This window comes from Nonomuraea sp. CA-143628, from assembly GCF_050942315.1.
In the GTDB taxonomy this organism is placed as follows: Bacteria; Actinomycetota; Actinomycetes; order Streptosporangiales; family Streptosporangiaceae; genus Nonomuraea.
Genome location: NZ_CP192072.1, coordinates 2043037 through 2060553 on the forward strand (window position 1 = coordinate 2043037; position 17517 = coordinate 2060553).

The 17517-nt window shown below is 70.1% G+C and carries 17 protein-coding genes; 10 read left to right on the forward strand and 7 right to left on the reverse strand.

Annotated features, from left to right (window positions below):
* Positions 1 to 41: 41 nt before the first annotated feature.
* Both rsgA and aroA read right to left on the reverse strand, forming a co-directional pair.
* A complete protein-coding gene (rsgA, locus tag ACQP2T_RS09555; protein ID WP_433519745.1) occupies positions 42 to 1139 on the reverse strand; it encodes a ribosome small subunit-dependent GTPase A in 1098 nt (365 codons plus the stop codon).
* 103 nt (positions 1140 to 1242) lie between these two features.
* Entirely contained in the window at positions 1243 to 2544 is a 1302-nt protein-coding gene (aroA, locus tag ACQP2T_RS09560; protein ID WP_433515806.1) for a 3-phosphoshikimate 1-carboxyvinyltransferase, read from the reverse strand.
* A gap of 94 nt (positions 2545 to 2638) precedes the next feature.
* Between aroA and ACQP2T_RS09565 the strand changes: the two genes are divergently transcribed.
* Together ACQP2T_RS09565 and ACQP2T_RS09570 are read left to right on the forward strand one after the other, a co-directional pair.
* Positions 2639 to 3385, forward strand: a complete 747-nt coding sequence (locus ACQP2T_RS09565; protein ID WP_433515807.1) for an SOS response-associated peptidase — start codon at positions 2639 to 2641, stop codon at positions 3383 to 3385.
* 153 nt (positions 3386 to 3538) lie between these two features.
* Positions 3539 to 3871 (forward strand): TraR/DksA family transcriptional regulator, encoded by a 333-nt coding sequence (locus tag ACQP2T_RS09570; RefSeq protein ID WP_433515808.1) that lies wholly within the window; start codon positions 3539 to 3541, stop codon positions 3869 to 3871.
* Between the two features lie 4 nt (positions 3872 to 3875).
* Here the strand turns inward: ACQP2T_RS09570 and ACQP2T_RS09575 are convergent, their stop codons facing one another.
* Positions 3876 to 4706 carry a methyltransferase domain-containing protein gene (locus tag ACQP2T_RS09575; RefSeq protein WP_433515809.1) on the reverse strand — a complete coding sequence of 277 codons (831 nt, stop codon included), beginning with the start codon at positions 4704 to 4706 and terminating at the stop codon, positions 3876 to 3878.
* A 303-nt stretch (positions 4707 to 5009) separates the two neighbouring features.
* Here ACQP2T_RS09575 and ACQP2T_RS09580 point away from each other — a divergent pair, with 303 nt between their 5' ends.
* The 7 genes from ACQP2T_RS09580 (at position 5010) to ACQP2T_RS09610 (ending at position 11832) form a co-directional block, all read left to right on the forward strand.
* Complete coding sequence (locus ACQP2T_RS09580; protein ID WP_433519746.1) at positions 5010 to 5546, forward strand: sigma-70 family RNA polymerase sigma factor; 537 nt, start codon at positions 5010 to 5012, stop codon at positions 5544 to 5546.
* Positions 5543 to 5809 carry a mycothiol system anti-sigma-R factor gene (rsrA, locus tag ACQP2T_RS09585; RefSeq protein ID WP_433515810.1) on the forward strand — a complete coding sequence of 89 codons (267 nt, stop codon included), beginning with the start codon at positions 5543 to 5545 and terminating at the stop codon, positions 5807 to 5809. Before ACQP2T_RS09580 ends, rsrA begins: the two co-directional genes overlap by 4 nt.
* A 9-nt stretch (positions 5810 to 5818) precedes the next feature.
* On the forward strand, positions 5819 to 6757 hold the full coding sequence (locus ACQP2T_RS09590; protein ID WP_433515811.1) for an NAD-dependent epimerase/dehydratase family protein: 939 nt from the start codon (positions 5819 to 5821) through the stop codon (positions 6755 to 6757).
* A gap of 243 nt (positions 6758 to 7000) precedes the next feature.
* Complete coding sequence (locus ACQP2T_RS09595) at positions 7001 to 8356, forward strand: HD-GYP domain-containing protein (RefSeq protein WP_357949560.1); 1356 nt, start codon at positions 7001 to 7003, stop codon at positions 8354 to 8356.
* The gene (locus ACQP2T_RS09600) at positions 8353 to 9615 is read left to right on the forward strand and encodes an HD-GYP domain-containing protein (RefSeq protein WP_225301836.1); all 1263 of its coding nucleotides are present in this window, start codon (positions 8353 to 8355) and stop codon (positions 9613 to 9615) included. The genes ACQP2T_RS09595 and ACQP2T_RS09600 overlap by 4 nt, the downstream gene beginning before the upstream one ends.
* Before the next feature lie 604 nt (positions 9616 to 10219).
* Positions 10220 to 11578, forward strand: a complete 1359-nt coding sequence (locus tag ACQP2T_RS09605) for an acetyl-CoA carboxylase biotin carboxylase subunit (protein ID WP_433515812.1) — start codon at positions 10220 to 10222, stop codon at positions 11576 to 11578.
* A 41-nt stretch (positions 11579 to 11619) separates the two neighbouring features.
* Positions 11620 to 11832: a biotin/lipoyl-binding carrier protein gene (locus ACQP2T_RS09610; protein ID WP_357643180.1), complete on the forward strand. Its 213-nt coding sequence runs from the start codon at positions 11620 to 11622 to the stop codon at positions 11830 to 11832.
* Positions 11833 to 11911: 79 nt separating this feature from the next.
* On the opposite strand, the gene ACQP2T_RS09615 is transcribed toward ACQP2T_RS09610, so the two are convergent.
* A complete protein-coding gene (locus ACQP2T_RS09615; protein ID WP_433515813.1) occupies positions 11912 to 12292 on the reverse strand; it encodes a thioesterase family protein in 381 nt (126 codons plus the stop codon).
* 257 nt (positions 12293 to 12549) lie between these two features.
* On the opposite strand from ACQP2T_RS09615, the gene ACQP2T_RS09620 reads away from it, so the two are divergent.
* Positions 12550 to 14268, forward strand: coding sequence for a protein kinase domain-containing protein (locus tag ACQP2T_RS09620; protein ID WP_433515814.1), 1719 nt, complete (start codon positions 12550 to 12552; stop codon positions 14266 to 14268).
* Positions 14269 to 14350: 82 nt separating this feature from the next.
* Here ACQP2T_RS09620 and ACQP2T_RS09625 read toward each other — a convergent pair whose 3' ends face one another.
* The 3 genes from ACQP2T_RS09625 to ACQP2T_RS09635 all read right to left on the reverse strand — a co-directional run bounded on the left by ACQP2T_RS09625 (position 14351) and on the right by ACQP2T_RS09635 (position 17503).
* The gene (locus tag ACQP2T_RS09625) at positions 14351 to 15997 is read right to left on the reverse strand and encodes an acetolactate synthase (protein ID WP_433515815.1); all 1647 of its coding nucleotides are present in this window, start codon (positions 15995 to 15997) and stop codon (positions 14351 to 14353) included.
* Positions 15998 to 16082: 85 nt separating this feature from the next.
* On the reverse strand, positions 16083 to 16853 hold the full coding sequence (locus ACQP2T_RS09630; RefSeq protein WP_433515816.1) for a DUF4097 family beta strand repeat-containing protein: 771 nt from the start codon (positions 16851 to 16853) through the stop codon (positions 16083 to 16085).
* Positions 16850 to 17503: a response regulator transcription factor gene (locus ACQP2T_RS09635; RefSeq protein ID WP_433515817.1), complete on the reverse strand. Its 654-nt coding sequence runs from the start codon at positions 17501 to 17503 to the stop codon at positions 16850 to 16852. Before ACQP2T_RS09635 ends, ACQP2T_RS09630 begins: the two co-directional genes overlap by 4 nt.
* Between the last annotated feature and the right edge of the window lie 14 nt (positions 17504 to 17517).

Sequence of the window (17517 nt, forward strand, 5' to 3'; positions counted from 1 at the left end):
GACGGATGGCTGATTCTTCTGATAAGTCCCGCTGCGGGGCCTCAGGTGCCGTCGTCCGGCGTGCCCTCGCGGCTGGACAGGAGGCGGCGGAGGGACTCCAGACGGGCCGGCTCGGCGTGCCCGGCCGCCACCCAGGGGCCCAGCGCGCAGTCGGCGTCCAGGTGGGTGCAGCCCTTGGGGCAGTTGACCGTGCCTTCGATGAGGTCGGGGAAGGAGGCGAGGACGGTCTCGACCGACACGTGGGCCAGGCCGAAGCTGCGTACGCCGGGCGTGTCGATGATCCAGCCGCCCTCCGGGAGCTCGAGGGCCACGGCCGAGGTCGAGGTGTGGCGGCCGCGGCCGGTGACGGCGTTGACCTGGGAGACCGCCCGGTTGGCGGCCGGGACGAGGGCGTTGACCAGGGTCGACTTGCCCACGCCCGAGTGGCCGACCATGACGCTGAGGCGGCCGGTCAGGTGGTCGCGGAGTTGCTCCAGTGAGCCGCCCTTGTGGACGACGACGTGCGACACCCCGAGCGGTTCGTACATCGCCACCAGCTCGTCGGGCGGCGCCAGGTCCGACTTGGTGAGGCAGAGGAGTGTTTCGATCTCGGCGTCGAAGGCGGCCACCAGGATCCGGTCGATCATGCGTGGCCGGGGCGGCGGGTCGGCGAGGGCCGTCACGATGACCAGTTGGTCGGCGTTGGCCACCACGGGGCGTTCGATGCCGTCGGTGTCCTCGACGTCGTCGGCCGAACGGCGCAGCATCGACGTGCGCGGCTCGACGCGTACGACCCTGGCCAGGGCGTCGGGGCGGCCCGAGACGTCGCCCACGAGGGCCACCCGGTCGCCGACGACGATGCCCTTGCGGCCGAGCTCGCGCGCCTTCATGGCGGTGACCAGGCGACGCTCGGGCTGCTTGCGCTTCTGGGCCGATCCCTTGGCGCGTTCGGGCCCGACCAGCGCGGTGTAGCGGCCCCGGTCGACGGCGACCACGAACCCCTCCACGGCGTCCTCATGCGCAGGCCGGATCCGGGTCCGCGGCCGTGAGCCCTTGCCCGGCCTGACCCGTACGTCGTCCTCGTCGTACTCCCGCTTTCTCAGCGGTCTACCCCCATGTCGCCGTGCGCCGCCCGTTCGCCGTGGCGGTCCTGTCCACATGTTGCCCCACCGGGCGGGGTGCCCAGCGAATCGTGCCCGCGTGTCCATCCCACCATGCCGACCGGCATGGCCGCCCGCACGAGCATCCGCGTCGGGCGGGTGGTCATCGCTCGCCCAGCATGGTCGTCCACATCTGGACGAACTCCGGGAGCGTCTTGGCCGTCGTCGCGATGTTCTCCACCTCGATGTCCGGGACCGCCAGCCCGATGACCGCTCCGGCCGTGGCCATGCGGTGGTCGTCGTAGCTGTGGAAGACGCCGCCGTGCAGCGGGCGGGGGCGGATGAGCAGGCCGTCGTCGGTCTCCTCCGCGTCGCCGCCCAGCCGGGTGATCTCGGTGACCAGGGCGGCCAGGCGATCGGTCTCGTGGCCGCGCAGGTGCGCCACGCCCCGGATCCGGGACGGCGAGCTCGCCAGTGCGGCCAGCGCGGCGATCGTCGGCGTCAGCTCGCCCACCTCGCGCAGGTCGGCGTCGATGCCCTCGATCCGCCCGGTGCCGGTCACGGTCAGGGAGCCGGCCTCGCCTGCCGCCTCGTGTGCCGCCGGGGACAGCCGGACCGTGGCGCCCATCGAGGTGAGCAGGTGGCGCAGGGCGTCGCCCGGCTGCGTGGTCGTGTGGGGCCAGCCGGGGATGGTGACCGTGCCGCCCGTGACCAGGGCCGCGCTCAGGAAGGGCGCCGCGTTGGACAGGTCGGGCTCGACGGCCAGGTCCCTGGCCGCGATCGGTCCCGGCTCGACCCGCCAGATGTCGCGCTCGCTGTCGTCGACCGTCACCCCGGCCGCCCTGAGCATCTGGATCGTCATCTCGATGTGCGGCTGCGACGGCACGGGCGGGCCGACGTGGCGGATCGTGACGCCCTTCTCGAAGCGCGCCGCCGTGAGCAGCAGCCCCGAGACGAACTGCGACGAACCCGACGCGTCGAGCGTGACCTCGCCGCCCGCCAGCGGGCCGTGGATGGTGAAGGGCAGGGCGTCGTTGTCGACGCGGGCGCCGAGCGCGCGCAGAGCGTCGAGGATGGGACCCATGGGGCGCTTGCGGGCGTGCGGGTCGCCGTCGAAGGCGACCGGGCCGTCGGCCAGGGCGGCCATCGGCGGCACGAAGCGCATGACGGTGCCCGCCAGGCCCGCGTCGATGCTCGCGCCGCCACGGATCGGGCCGGGCGTCACCTGCCAGTCGACGGCGGCCGTGGTCTCGTGCACCGGTGTCAAGGTGGCGCCCAGGGCACGCAGCGCCGCCACCATGAGGTCGGCGTCGCGGCTGCGCAGTGCCTGGCGCACCATGCCGGGGCCGTCGGCCAGTGCGGCGAGGAGCAGCGCGCGGTTGGTCACGGATTTGGAGCCGGGCAGGTGGATCGACGCGACCACGGGAGCGGTCGCGGTGGGCGCGGGCCAGTGCGGTGCGGGCATGGTCAAAGAATACTGGCGCCGGTGAAGTTCACGGCTGCCGACGACCCGGACGGCCGCGCATGCGGTCGCAGGCCGTACATGGCAGTGTGGGGACATGTGCGGGAGATACGCGTCGGCGCGCAAGAAGCACGAGCTGCTGGAGGAGTTCCAGGTCGAGCTCGACGGTGACCCCGACCAGGAGCTCGGGCCCGACTACAACGTCGCGCCCACCAAGAACGTCTACGCCGTCCTCAGCCGGGTCCCGAAGGACGCCGAGCGGGCCGTGCGGCAGTTGCGGATCGTCAAGTGGGGGCTGGTGCCGGCCTGGGCGAAGGACCCGTCGGTGGGCTCACGGATGATCAACGCGCGGATCGAGACGGTGGCCGAGAAGCCGTCCTACCGCCAGGCGTTCGCCAAGCGCAGGTGCCTGCTGCCGGCCGACGGCTACTTCGAGTGGATGCCGGTCGAGGGTGACAAGAAGAAGAAACAGCCGTACTTCATTCACCCGGAGGACGGCGGGGTGCTGGCGATGGCGGGCCTGTACGAGTTCTGGAAGGACAAGTCGCGCGACGACGACGATCCGCTGAAGTGGCTGGTGACCTGCACGGTCATCACCACCGACGCCGAGGACGACCTGGGCCGCATCCACGACAGGATGCCGATGATGATCGAGCGGGAGCGCTGGGCGGAGTGGCTCGACCCCAAGCTCACCGACCCCGAGCAGGCTTCGGGCTTGCTGGTTCCGGCCGACACCGGGCGGCTGACGGCGCTGGCCGTTTCCACAGATGTCAACAATGTTCGGAACAACGGCCCGGACCTCATCAAACCCCTGCCCCCGGAGGAGGAAACCGCTCTCCGCTAGAGGTGTAAGAGCCACGCTTAGTGGGCATTCGGTGGGGAAAGCGATGCATCCGTTCACCCGGAGTCACCGCCACACATGCCCCCCAACGCGCCGGGTAGGACTTCCGGGGAGTCCCGCTGCGGCTTGCCCCCCTTTACCCGGAGGTGCGGATCCGTGGACGACGCGACCGCTCGTAAGCAGCTGGAGAAGATGCTCGCCGACCTGGACCGATCGATCGGGGTGCTGCAGGGCGACCCCGTCGCGATCCGCGAGCACTCCGCGGCCGACGCGGGGTCCGACCTGACCGACGCCGACCGTGCCCAGGCCATGCTCACCGTGGCAACCGCGCAGCGCAGGGCCGTGATCGAGGCGCTCAAGCGCGTGGACGAAGGCACGTACGGCAGGTGCGTCGACTGTGGCAAGCCGGTCCCGGAGGGCCGGTTGGAGGCCCGTCCGGAGGCGGCGCGGTGCGTGGAGTGCCAGGGCAGGCGGGAACGCCGCCGCTAGCGGGCTAGGCCTTGCGGGCGCTGGCCACGAGGTGGATGCCGACCGTGTCGTCGTCGTCAGGGTGCGCGTCGAGTTCGGTGCGGACCAGCCAGGCCAGCGATCTGGTGTCGGAGCCCAGCACGTGGTCGACGGTGGAGGGCGACAGCACGGTGCGCGGGCGTACCCACTCCACCTCCAGGCCGGCGCCGGTCAGCAGCTCGCGCAGCTGCGCGCTGCTGAAGCAGCGAGTGATGCTGCCGTCGGGCCACGGCACCAGCATGACCTCGCCCGTCTGCCGCAGGTGCTGCCACTGCTCCTGCTCGGCGAGGATCGCCATGCCCAGCACCAGGGAGTCGACGCAGATCAGCGCCCGGCCGCCGGGCCGCAGCACCCGGAACACGTCGCTCATCGCCGACTCGGCCATGAGCTCGATCGACATGGCGCGTTCCTCGGCGACGACCGCGTCCACGCTCTCGTCGGGGAGGAAGGCCAGGTCGTCGGCGCGTACGTGACGGACGCGCCCGGCGTCGCGCAGCCGCGCCTGCGGGTCGGGCATCAAGGGGGAGCTCGGCGACTGGGCGTTGAGCGATTGGGCGTTGAGCGACTGAGAGCTGAGCGAGGCAGAGGTCAACGCCAGCGAGGTGGATCGGCGGAAGTCGAGCAGCTCGATCACCCGGTGCCCGGCTCGGGCGGCCTGCCCGGACCAGCGTCCGCGGCCGCCAGACAGATCGAGTACGACGGAGGGTTGGTCGGGTAGCCACCGGGTCAGCTGCTCGGCGACAACGGCGCGGTAGAAGGTCCAGTACGGCCCGAGCGTCCCTGAGCCGTTCAGTTCCTCGGCCGGAATGGGCAGCACACGCGACTCCTGGGTTCCGGGAAAATGGCTACCAGCCGGTACGTATGGTTTTCCCCGCACCGGGTCGTTCGTCACCTTCTATCTTGCGGGAACAGACAAGGGCGCGGGCGTGTTGCGACGTGCATGCTCACATTGCTCGAACCCCTCCCCAGTGACGGACCGGTCCGTGACGAGCGGGTATTCTCCCCTGAGTACGGTGTACCGCAACAGCCGGCCACCGGTGATCTTAGGGGGGTGGGTCCGGTGCCCGCGACAGGCGCGGAGACTCTGGAACAGCGAAGTGAGCGGTTCGAGCGCGAGGCCATGCCTTACCTCGATCAGCTCTACTCCGCGGCGCTCCGGATGACCCGGAACCCAGCGGACGCGGAGGACCTGCTTCAGGAGACCTTCGCCAAGGCGTTCGCCTCGTTCCACCAGTTCCAGGAAGGTACGAACCTCAAGGCGTGGCTCTACCGGATCCTGACCAACACTTTCATCAACAGCTACCGCAAGAAGCAGCGCGAGCCCAAGCAGTCGGGCACCGAGGAGATCGAGGACTGGCAGCTCGCCCGCGCTGAGTCGCACACGTCGAGCGGCCTGAAGTCGGCCGAGGTCGAGGCGCTCGAGCATCTCCCCGACGGTGATATCAAGCAGGCCCTGGCGGTCCTGCCCGAGGAGTTCCGGATCGCGGTCTATCTGGCCGACGTCGAGGGCTTCCCGTACAAGGAGATCGCCGACATCATGGGGACCCCGATCGGTACCGTGATGTCCAGGCTGCACCGCGGTCGCAGGCAGCTCCGCGGACTTCTCGAGGACTACGCCCGCGAGCGCGGTCTGGTCCCGGCGGAGGGATCGAAATGAGCTGTGGCAACCCGCATGACACCGACTGTCGGGAAGTACTCGACAAGGTCTACGCCTACCTTGACGGCGAGCTGACCGAGGGCGACGTGGTCGATATCCGCGTGCATCTCGACGAGTGCAGCCCGTGCCTGAAGGAATATGACCTCGACAAGGCGATCAAGGCGCTCGTGGCCAAACACTGCGGCTGTGATCCGGTCCCCGGCGACCTGCGTTCCAAAGTGCTGGCCCGCATCGCGCAGGTGAGGTCGGAGCTGTCCGACTAGGATTCCCCCATGCGCGTGCTTGTCACCGGGGGTGCCGGGTTCATCGGTTCGAATCTCGTCGACCGCCTGCTGGCGGATGGGCACGACGTGGCGGTCGTCGACGACTTCTCGTCCGGCTGCCGGGACAACCTGGCCGACGCGGCCACGCATGACCGCTTCCGCCTGCACGAGGTCGACGTCCGCGATCCGGGCTTGATCGAGCTGGCCGCCGAGCTGCGGCCGGAGGTCATCTGCCATCTGGCCGCGCAGATCAGCGTGCGTAAGAGCGTCAGCGACCCGGTCCACGACGCCAGTGTGAACGTCCAGGGCACCGCGTCGGTCCTGACCGCCGCGCAGGAGGCCAGCACCCGCAAGGTGGTCTTCGCCTCCTCCGTCGCGGTCTACGGCCGGCCCGCCACGATCCCGGTGCCCGGTGACGCCGCCACCGACCCGCGCTCGCCGTACGCCGCCTCCAAGCTGAGCGGCGAGACCTACCTCGCCACCTTCAAGGCGCTCTACGGCATCGAATACACCACGCTCGTGCTGTCCAACGTCTACGGCCCGCGCCAGTCGCCAGAAGGCGAGGCCGGAGTGGTGGCCATCTTCACCGACGGCCTGCTCAGCGGCACGCCCACGGTGCTCTATGGCGACGGCACGCAGACCCGCGACTACATCTACGTCGAGGACGTGGTCGACGGCTTCGTCCGGGCCTGTGGAGCCGAGGGCAACGGGCGCAGGTTCAACCTCGGCACCGGCATCCAGACCACCGACCGCAGACTGCACGCCCTGATCGCCGACGCGGCCGACGCGCAGGACAAACCCGGCTTCGCGCCGCCGCGGGTGGGCGACCTGCCGGCCATGGCGGTCGACCCGGTGCCCGCCTATGAAGGGCTCGGCTGGCAGCCGCGCACCGACCTGGCGACCGGGCTGAAGAACACGGTCGCGTGGGCCGCCCGTCGCCCAAGGTAGTGGATTGATTACGCTTTGCTTGCGATTCTCGACTCTGGCCCTGCACAGACCGGGCCTTCTGTAGCGTGACCCACAGGAGTCGGCGTAACGAGTCGACGTGGAGGCGAGCACATGCTGAAGGCTATGATCGCCCGGCTGATCGCGGCCGCGGTGCTGATCACCCCTGTGATGACACTGCTGATGAGCGCGGGCGGGGCCCTGCCTCACGGGGTGTCCTGGACCTGAGCACCCTAGGGGGCCGCAATGCGTGATCTGCCGTGGCCTGCGAAGGTCTATCTCATCGCCGTCATCGGCGCGGCGACCATCCTCCTCGGGCACAGCGTGATCACCTCTGGGCGCCTGGTGGCACCCGGTGATCTGGGCATCCTGCTGGTGCTCGCGCTGCTGTTCCTGGTCTGCGAGTCGATGCCGACGTTGCTGAACGTGGAGCAGTTCGCGGTGTCCGTGAGCTTCTCCGCGGCGCTGGCCGCTGTCGTCCTGATCGGTCCAGAAGGGGCCGCTCTGGTGGGGTTCACGGCGGTCTTCAGCGTGCGCCCGGGGCTGCCGTTGATCAAGCGGCTGTTCAACGGGGCGCAGTTCGCGATCTGCGGCTACGCGGCCGGCTGGATCTACCAGGGGCTGGGCGGGGTCTCCGGCGTGCCGGGGGTCAACGCCTTCGACGGCCTCATCGGTCCCTACGCCGCGGCGACGGGCGTGTTCGTGCCGCTCAACATCGTGCTCACGCTGACCATGATCCGGCTGGCCACCCGGGTGCGGGCCATGGAGGTGCCGCTGCGGGGCATGGTCCAGTTCCTGCTGTCCTATCTGGGTTACGGCACGTTCGGGCTGCTGGTGGCCGGGCTCTGGGCGACCGTGCAGTCGATCTCGGCGGTGCTGGTGCTGCTGCCGCTGTTCGTCGCCCGCTGGGCGTTCGGTCAATATCACGCGCAGCAGCGCTCGTACGACGCCACGATCGCCGCCCTGTGCCAGGCGGTCGAGACGAAGGACTACTACACCAGGGGCCACTGCACCCGCGTCTCGCTGGCCTCCTCGATGATCGCCCAGGAGATCGGCATGGGCCTGGAGCGGCTGCGCGCCATCCGCTACGCGGGCATGCTGCACGACGTGGGCAAGCTCGGCGTGCCGACCAAGGTGCTGCAGAAGGAGGGGCCGCTGACCGAGGAGGAGTTCGCCGCGATCCAGCTCCACCCGATGCGCGGGCTGGAGATCGTCCGGGGGATCGACTTCCTCGACGAGGCGTACGCCGGGATCATGCACCACCACGAACGCCACGACGGCAAGGGCTACCCGATGGGACTCGCGGCCGACGAGATACCGGAGTTCGCCCGGATCATCGCGGTGGCCGACGCGTTCGACTCGATGACGTCCGACCGCTCCTACCGCCACGCCCGCTCCGTCGAGGTGGCCGTCGAAGAGCTGCGCAAGAACGCGGGCCGCCAGTTCGACCCGGTCATGGTCGCGGCCTTCGCCAGAGCGCTCGAACGCGAGCCGTGGCAGCCGCCCCGCCGCGTCGAGTCGCCGCCGCCCGAGGCGACCGAGACCCCGATCAAGGACCATGACGACCCGACCAGGCCGATCGAAGTGGTGAGCGGGCCTTGACGCGTGCCTTCCAAAGCCTGGATTCCGGGCAGCTGCTGCTCATCTGCGGGGCGGGGCTGGTCGCGGTGGCCGGCGTCGCGCACACCTCCGCCGTGGGGCTCGACCGGCCCGAGATCGCGATCGGCTTCGGCGCGCTGATCGCGGTCGGCGAGCTGGCCAGGCTCACCATGCCGGGCAACCGGGAGGTCGCGCCCATCGGCGCCGCCGCCGCGCTCGGCTACACGCTGCTGCTCGACCTCAGCGACAACCCGCTGCGCCACACGGCGCTCCAGGTGGTGGCCGTGATCGCGGTCGGCATGATCGCGGGCGCGCTGCCGCATCTGGCGGTCGGCCGCCCGCCGCGCCTCGACGCCATGGCGCGCCGCCTGCTGACCGGCGCGCTGCTCGCCTTCGCCTTCCGGCCGCTGGCCGACCCGCTCTTCCAGCTCACCCGGCAGGACCCTCCGACGTGGTGGCCCGCGCTCGGCGTCATGGTCACGCTCATCACGCTCACCCTGCTGATCGACGTGCTGATCGCCGCCCTGCTCAGAGCCGAGCAGGTGCGCACCGCCTTCAAGGTGGCCGTGCGCGACGAGCTCAACATGGCCTTCCCGCTGGGCGCCGCCGTGGCCGCGTCCGGCGTGCTGCTCGCGCTGGCCACCCACAGCATGGACCTGGTGGCGCTGCTGGTCTTCGCCGCTCCGCTGCTGGTCACTCAGGTGGCCTTCCGCAAGTACGCCGGCATCCGCGCCACCTACCTGCAGACCGTACGGGCCCTGTCCCGGGTCACGGAGGTCGGCGGCTACGTGGAGCCCGGCCACTCGCGCCGGGTGAGCCGCCTGGCCGTGGCGGTCGGCCGCGAGCTGGGCATGGCGGAGCCGGAGCTGCTGGAGCTCGAGTACGCCGCCCTCATGCACGACATCGGCCAGCTGTCCCTGAGCGACCCCATCCCGGGCGGCGCGACCGTGCTCGCCGATCCCGCCCAGGCGCGCCGCATCGCGGAGCTGGGGGCCGAGGTGATCAAGCAGACGGGGGTGCTCGACCGGGTGGCCGAGCTGGTACGCCGCCAGTGCGACCAGATCGCCGAGGACCCGCCGCTGTCCAGCCGGATCATCAAGGCGGCCAACGCCTACGACGACCTGGTCGGAGGGTCGGCTGATCGGGACCGGGCGGGGGCGGCGCTTGAGCGGCTGCGGCTGGCGGTGGGGACTGCGTACGATCCGGCGGCGATCGAGGCGATGACCCGGGTGGTGGACCGGCTGGCGGTCCACAAGCTGTAACGCGTGTGTGGTCCCCGGGCGGGTCGTCACGCGGCCGTCTGGATTCCTGTGACGGTCTGTGGTGGCTGAGGTCCTTGTAGGGAGAAACCCCCTTCGGGGGAGTGGAAGAGGGCGGCCCGTTGTGGCGGGGGTCCCCAGGGTGGGATGCCCCTGCGGGGGAGCGGAAGGGGACCGTCGGTTGTGGTTGGGGTCCTCGGGGTGGGATGTCCCTGCGGGGGAGTGTAAGGGGACCGTCGGTTGTGGTTGGGGTCCTCGGGGTGGGATGTCCCTGCGGGGGAGCGGAAGGGGACGGTCCGTTGTGGCTGGGTCCCTGTGAGGATTACCCCCGGCTCGCCGGTCCGCGCCACCGGCCAAGGATGCGCACGTAACGGCGCCCGGCCCTGTGCGGGTCAGCGGGCGTTTTCCTGGAGGCCCTCAGCCATGTGCGGTGGGTGGCGGTGGGGGCGGCTTGCCGTAAAACATGGCGCTTGTGGGGTTGGGGTTTCTAAGGAGGGGGTGGCTTGCCGTAAAACGCGGGGTTTGTGGGTTTTCTACAGAAGACGTACCGGCGATCAGTGGTTTAGCGGGAACGGGACCTCATGCACAACGGCCGTAGATTGGGCGGGTGCTTACTGAGACGCTTGGGGCTGTTCTGGTCGCCAACCGAGGGGAGATCGCCCGGCGGGTCATCCGCACGGTCAAGCGGCTGGGGCTGCGGGCCATCGCCGTCTACTCCGAGGCCGACGCGGATCTGCCGTTCGTGCGCGAGGCGGACGAGGCAGTGCTGATCGGGCCGGCCAATCCTCAGTTGAGCTATCTCGATGCCGGGAAGGTGCTGGAGGCGGCTCGGGCCACCGGGGCGCGGGCGATTCATCCGGGCTACGGGTTTCTGGCGGAGAACGCGGCGTTCGCCAGGGCGGTGATCGATGCCGGGATGGTGTGGATCGGCCCGGCTCCCGAGTCCATCGACCAGATGGGCGACAAGATCAATGCCCGCAACCTGATGGAGGACGCGGGTGTGCCCGTGGCGGCCGGCACCCGGGAGCCCGTCACCGACCTTGAGCAGGCGCTGCGGGCGGCGGGCCGGATCGGCTATCCGGTCATGGTCAAGACCGCGGGCGGGGGTGGCGGCATCGGGATGAGCGTGGCCCACAACGACGAAGGACTGGCCAAGGCGTTCGAGCAGGCCGCGCGGGCGGCGGCGAGGTTCGCCGCCGGTGATGTCCTCGACGGGCCCGCCATCCTGCTGGAGCACTACATCGAGCGGGCCCGCCACGTCGAGGTGCAGATCCTCGGCCTGCCCGACGGCACGGTCGTGGCCCTGGGCGAGCGCGACTGTTCCGTGCAGCGTCGCCACCAGAAGGTCGTTGAGGAGTCTCCGTCGCCCGGCATCACGCCCGAGTTGCGTGAGCGCATGCTGGCCGCCGCCGTGCGGGCCGGCGAGGCCGTCGGCTATCTGGGCGCCGGCACCGTGGAGTGCCTGGTCGACGCCGACGCGCAGGACTTCGTCTTCCTGGAGATGAACACCAGGCTCCAGGTGGAGCACCCCGTCACCGAGCTGGTCACCGGGCTGGACCTGGTCGAGCTGCAGCTGCGGGTGGCCGCGGGCGAGAGTCCCGAGGTGAAGGTGGAGACCGGTGGCCACGCCATCGAGTTCCGTGTGTACGCCGAGGATCCCAAGAGGTTCTTCCCGGGACCGGGCAAGATCTCCGCCTGGCGAGAGCCGGCCGGCGAGGGCGTCCGGGTGGACTCCGGTTACGAGGAGGGCAACACGGTCACGCCGTTCTACGATCCCCTCATGGCCAAGCTCTGCGTCTTCGGTGCGACCCGGGCCGAGGCGCTGCGGGCCGGTCGCGAGGCCGTCGCGGGGTTCGTCGTCGAAGGGCCCAAGAACAACCTGCCGTTCTGCGCGGAACTGCTGGACAACGCCGAGTTCGTCAGCGGCGACTATGACACCGGCTTGATCGGGCGAATGCGCGCCTAGCGCACATGACATTGTTAGCTCATTGGAAGAGGGGAGTCGCGGTGGCTGAGGTACGCGCGGAGATGGTGGCGAATGTCTGGAAGGTCGTTGTCCAGGAGGGCGACACCGTCTCCGAGGGCGACACACTGGTCATCCTCGAGTCGATGAAGATGGAGATCCCCGTCCTGGCCGAGGACGAGGGCGTCGTCGCGCAGCTCAAGGTCAGCGAGGGCGACGTGATCCAGGAGGGCGACCTGATCGCCGTCATCGAATAGCCGCCGGTCATCGAGCGGCCGCCGGTCCGAAGACCTCAGCGGGCGGTACGGTCGAGGAACTCGGTGAGATCAATCACCATCAGCGGGCGGCGCGGTCGAGGAACTTGGCGCGATCGACCACCACTCGCTCGATGGTGCCCTGGCCGACGACGCGCTGCTTGTCGCGGGCCTCGAAGCCGAAGACCAGCCGCCTGCCGTCGACCTCGGTGAGCTCGGTGGTGATCTGTACGTGCGTGCCCAGCGGGCTCGGGGCCAGGTGCGCCAGCTCGACGCGGGTGCCGACGGTCGTCTCACCGGGAGCGAGATGCGATCGCACCGCGTCGACCGTCGCCATCTCGGCCAGCGCGAGCAGGCGTGGAGTGGCGAGCACCGGGACGTCGCCGCTGCCGACCTTCTCAGCGGTGTCGGACCTCTCGACCATGATGAGCAGCTGTGAGCGGAGACCCGGAGCGAGCGTCATATGGCCAGCGTACTGCGATCATCACCACGGCCCGCTGTCAAGGGCCCTGATCTCCCAGAAACGCGGACAAGTGCGGTCAGAAGGCCGCAGGATAGGGTTTGTAGGGCTTACGGCATTTAAGTGGCAGGTGGGACTCGTGAGTCGTACACTCTCGAAGTTCCGTGACCTCTGTGTTACCTCACCGCGACACAACTTCGCTTTGTTGGAGGTCCTTGGGGTGGGAGAGGTTATAGAGGTGAAGGGGTAACGGGGGAGTCATGGTAGCCCAAGGTACGACGCTGGCGGGGCGCTATCGCCTGGACACCCGCATCGGCGCCGGTGGCATGGGCGAGGTGTGGCGGGGCGAGGACATCGTGCTGGCGCGCACCGTCGCGGTCAAGGTGCTGCTGCCCGGCCGCATGGACGATCCCGGGTTCGTCGCGCGTTTCCAGGCCGAGGCCAGGGCGATGGCGACGATCAACCATCCGGGTGTCGTCGACGTCTACGACTACGGTGTGAGCGGGGACACCGTCTATCTGGTGATGAAGTTCGTCGACGGGGAGCCGCTCGACAAGTTGCTGATGCGGCTGGGCCGGATCCCGCCCCAGCCCGCGATGGAGCTGATCGCGCAGGCTGCCTCGGCGCTGCAGGCGGTGCACCAACAGGGGATCGTGCACCGTGATGTGAAGCCGGGCAACCTGCTGGTACAGCGCGACGGCACGCTCGTGCTGACCGACTTCGGCATCGCCCGTTCCGACGTGGCCAGCCGGCTCACGGACGCGGGCATGGTGCTCGGCACCGCCGCCTACTGCGCGCCCGAGCAGGCCGAGGGCGCGCCGGTGACGCCCGCGGTGGACATCTACGCGCTGGGCGTGGTGGCCTACGAGTGCCTGGTGGGGCAGCGGCCGTTCGAGGGCGAAAGCGCGGTCACGATCGCGCTCAAGCACATCCGCGAGGCGCCTCCACCGCTGCCCGCCGAGATCCCTCCGCCTGTTCGCGCGCTCGTGGAGCGCGCTCTATCGAAAGATCCGCTCGCCCGTTACCCGACGGCCCGGGCGATGAGCGAGACGGCACGCAAGATCGCGGCCGGTGAGACACCCCCTCCAGAGCCCGCGCCGCCGGTGACGGGTGCCACCATGGCCGCGCCGATGGAGGCGTACCAGACCGGGTCCCGTCAGTCGGGTCCCCACCCGACCGGATCCCACCAGGCGGGCGCTTACCAGACGGGGTCCTATCAGGGCGCTCCCCATCAGACGGGGTCCTACCAGGCCGGTGGGCCGCCCCAGACCGGGGCCTACCAGGCTGGGCCGCACCAGACCGGGGCCCATCAGGCTGGGACGTCTGAGGCGCAGACGTTGGCCGGGTCGCGGCAGGGCGCTCGCCGTGCCGCCGCCAAGGCGCCCCGCAGGGGTGCCCTCGTCGCCGGAATCGCGGCCGCGGTCGTCCTCGGGGCGGGCGCGGGTGCCGTCGCGCTGACGAACATGTCGACCCAGCTCGAACCCGAGCCGACCGTCACCACGTCGAGGGCGAACTCCGAGCCCACTCCCGATCCGACCCCTCCGTCGCCGAAACCCAAGCGCACCAAGACGACCAAGCCGCCCACGCAGGAGCCGACGCCCACCAGGACGACCGCTGAGCCGACGGAGACGGAGAAGGAGTCACCGACCCCGGACCCGACGGAAAAGAAGACGCCGACCAAGACCCCCAGCAGCTCGCCGAAGCCGAGCACGACGGTCACGAAGAAGCAGGTCCCCTCCGTGGTCGACCTGCCGTACGCGGAGGCGACCAAGCGGATCCGGGCCGCGGGCTTCCAGAACATCCGGACCGATGACCAGACCACCACCGAGCAGGGCATGGCCTGCGGCCGGATCGGTCAGTCCTTCCCCGACGCCGGCACGTGGCTTGAGGTGATCAAGCCGGTCAAGATCGTCGTCATCGACGGCGGCCCCTGCCCGTCACCCAGCCCGACCCCGACGCCGACGCTCGGGGCCAGGTAGCTCAGACCCCCGCCGTGGTTCGGGGGTAGGCGATGGTCAGGTCAGATCGCCCGGCGGGTGGGCGATCTGGGAGTTGGTCAGGTCAGATCCCCGTTGTGGTGCGGGGGTAGGCGATCTGGGGGTCGGTGGCGATGTTCACCATGTACGGCACACCGGAGTCGAACGCGCGACGCAACGCGGGCCCGATCTCCGACGGCCGGGTGACCAGCTCGCCGCCGCCGCCCAGCGCCGTCACCACCTGGTCGTAACGGCACTGCGGCTGCAGCTCGGCGGCCACGTCGTAGCCGTAGAGCATCTGCATCGGGTGCTTCTCCAGCCCCCAGATGCCGTTGTTGCCGCAGATCATGACCACTGGCAGGCCGTGGCGTACGAGGGAGTCGACGTCCATGAGCGAGAACCCGGCCGCGCCGTCGCCCAGCAGCAGCACCACCTGCGAGGACGGCCGGGCCAGCCGGGCGGCGATGGAGTAGCCGAGCCCGGTGCCGAGGCAGCCGTAAGGGCCCGGGTCGAGCCAGTTGCCGGGCTGCTTGGGCTCGACGTACTTGCCCGCGTAGGAGACGAAGTCGCCGCCGTCACCGATCACCACGGCGTCGTCGTCGAGCACCTTGCCCAGCTCGCCGTAGATGCGCATGGGGTGGATCGGGTCGGAGCCGGCCGTGAGCAGGGCGGCGTCGTCGGCGATCGCCGCGGCGGCGGCCTCCGACAGCTGCGCCACCCAGCCGGAGTAGGTCGTGGGCTTCAGACCGGCGTCGCCGCAGGCGGTGCCGAGACTCCAGAGCACCACGGACAGGTCGCCGGCGGCCGACGCGGCGGGCTGGGTGTGCGTGGCCAGCTGCGACGGCGTGTCGGCGATGTGTACGACCTTGGCCGGCGGCGCGCCCTGCTTGCCGCCGAACCAGCCGTAGCCGAGCCGGAAGTCGAGCGGGGTGCCGACCACGATGACCAGGTCGGCCTTGGCGAAGGCGAGGCCGCGGGCGCGGGTGACGAGCAGTTCGTGGCCGGCGGGCAGCACGCCGCGGCCCTGGCCGTTGGGGATGACCGGCAGCCGCCAGTTCTCGGCGAAGTCGCGCGCGGCCTCCTCGGCCCGGTCCATCCACACGTCGGACCCGTAGACCAGCACCGGGCGCTCGGCCTCGGCGAGCAGCCTGGCGATGGTGGCCAGGGACTCGGGGTCAGGCTCGAGGGGTGACGGGCTCTGCGTCTGGACCACGTGTGCCGGCGACGGCGCGAACAGGTCGTCCATGTAGAAGTCGAGGAAGACCGGTCCGCGGTGCGGCGCGACGGCCGTGCGGAAGGCCGCCTCGACGTCCTGGCCGATGGAGTCGGCTCCGGTCGCGGTGAACGACAGCTTGGTGATCGGCCCGAGCAGCGGTGGGTGGTCCATCTCCTGCAGGGCCCCGCTGCCCCAGCGTGAGCGCGGGGCCCGCCCGCCCATGACGACCACGGGGGAGCCGTTGAAGTGCGCGGTCGCGACGCCGCTGATCCCGTTGGTGATGCCGGGCCCAGCCGTCAGGACGGCCAGCCCGGGTTTCCTTGTCAGCCGGGCCGTGGCCTCCGCGGCGAATACGGCGCTCTGCTCGTGGCGTACGTCGAGGATCCGCATGCCCTCGTGCACGGCGCCGTCGTAGAGCGGGAAGACGTGCCCTCCCGACAGCGTGAACATGGTCTCGACACCATAGGCTTTGGACACGGCGACGGCGGCGTCACCGGCGTGCTTCGCAGACTCCATGCCGGGAACCTACCAACGAGCCATCAGAGTAAACAGATGTCAACGGTTGCGTCCTCGCGCAGCCATGGCGGCCAATTTCCGGGCCTCACCTGCAGCAGACACTCGCCATGCCGTCCGGCACCTGCACGGTGATCTTCCTTGGCGAGGCGGCGTCCTTCCTGATGTCGAGGTCGACGTTCTTGGCACGCGCGTCCACGTCGTAGGCCAGGCCGGGGACGGACACAGCGACGCTCCCCCTGGTTCTGACGACCGCGCGGACCTTCGTCGGAGCGGTGTCGAAGGACAGGTCCACCCGGCCTGAGCCGGTCTCCACGTCCGCCTCGCCGCCGGTGAGCGCGCTGCCCCTGACATCGCCGGAACCGCTCCTGGCCCAGACGGTGCCCGATGTCTCGGTCACCCGCAGCAGACCCGACTCGGAGGTCATCCGCACATTGCCGTAGAGACGACTGACCTCCAGGCCACCGTTGGCCGACTCCGCCTCAAGATCGGTCTCCACCGGCACGAACAGCGTGTAGTCGGCCTCGCAGACCGCCAGGTGCCGCTCGTCCGTGTCCGGGCAGGAGGCGTCGAGCCGCAGCGTCCGGCCGTCCCAGTCCTCCTTGACGGTCGGTTTCGTCTTAGACCAGCTCAGTGACCGTTCGAGGAACAGCTCGCCCGCGTCGCCGGGATGGATGCTGACATTCACGCTCCCACGCCCCACGATCACCTTCAGCTTCGACAACTTGAACGAGATGCTCCTGCTGGTGGTCTCCGTCGGTGGACTGGCATGGGCGAACCCATCCCAGAACGCGGTACCGCTGATCAGCAACGCGCACACGGTCGCCACGGCGCCCGCGCTCAGCCACAGGGCCCTCATGGCAGACTCCTGATCTTGAGGAACTGCAGGACGGCGAGGACCCGGCGGTGGTCGCCCTCGGCCGGGGACAGGTCGAGCTTGGTGAAGATGTTGCCGATGTGCTTGCCGACCGCTCCCTCACTGAGCACCAGCGCCTGGCCGATGCCCGCGTTGGAGCGGCCTTCGGCCATCAGCTTGAGCACCTCGCCCTCCCTGGGCGTCAGCCGGTCGAGCGGGTCGCTGTGCCCGCGTAGCAGCAGCTGGGCGACGACCTCGGGGTCCAGCGCGGTGCCGCCCGCCGCCACCCGGCGCAGCGCGTCGATGAAGTCGGTCACGTCGGCCACCCGGTCCTTGAGCAGGTAGCCGACGCCCCCGGTGGCCGAGGCGAGCAGCCGGGCCGCGTAGCGCTCCTCCACGTACTGCGACAGGACCAGCACCGGCATGTCGGGATGCTCGCGGCGCAGCACGAGAGCCGCGCGCAGGCCCTCGTCCGTGTGTGTGGGAGGCATCCGTACGTCCGTGACCACCAGGTCGGGCAGATGCTCCTCAGCGGCGCGCAGCAGGCTCTCCGCCTCGTCCACGGCCGCCACCACCCGCATGCCGGCCGCGTCGAGCAGCCGGACGAGCCCTTCGCGCAGAAGTACGGAGTCTTCCGCCAGTACTACTCGCACGACAGGTCCACCTC

Coding starts and splice junctions, on each gene's coding strand:
- rsgA (WP_433519745.1), bottom strand. CDS start 1,139: ATGTGGACAGGACCGCCACGGCGAACGGGCGGCGCACGGCGACATGGG.
- ACQP2T_RS09615 (WP_433515813.1), bottom strand. CDS start 12,292: ATGACGCTCGCTCCGGGTCTCCGCTCACAGCTGCTCATCATGGTCGAG.
- ACQP2T_RS09595 (WP_357949560.1), top strand. CDS start 7,001: ATGCGTGATCTGCCGTGGCCTGCGAAGGTCTATCTCATCGCCGTCATC.
- aroA (WP_433515806.1), bottom strand. CDS start 2,544: ATGCCCGCACCGCACTGGCCCGCGCCCACCGCGACCGCTCCCGTGGTC.
- ACQP2T_RS09630 (WP_433515816.1), bottom strand. CDS start 16,853: ATGAGGGCCCTGTGGCTGAGCGCGGGCGCCGTGGCGACCGTGTGCGCG.
- ACQP2T_RS09625 (WP_433515815.1), bottom strand. CDS start 15,997: ATGGAGTCTGCGAAGCACGCCGGTGACGCCGCCGTCGCCGTGTCCAAA.
- ACQP2T_RS09620 (WP_433515814.1), top strand. CDS start 12,550: ATGGTAGCCCAAGGTACGACGCTGGCGGGGCGCTATCGCCTGGACACC.
- ACQP2T_RS09565 (WP_433515807.1), top strand. CDS start 2,639: ATGTGCGGGAGATACGCGTCGGCGCGCAAGAAGCACGAGCTGCTGGAG.
- ACQP2T_RS09580 (WP_433519746.1), top strand. CDS start 5,010: ATGCCTTACCTCGATCAGCTCTACTCCGCGGCGCTCCGGATGACCCGG.
- rsrA (WP_433515810.1), top strand. CDS start 5,543: ATGAGCTGTGGCAACCCGCATGACACCGACTGTCGGGAAGTACTCGAC.
- ACQP2T_RS09590 (WP_433515811.1), top strand. CDS start 5,819: ATGCGCGTGCTTGTCACCGGGGGTGCCGGGTTCATCGGTTCGAATCTC.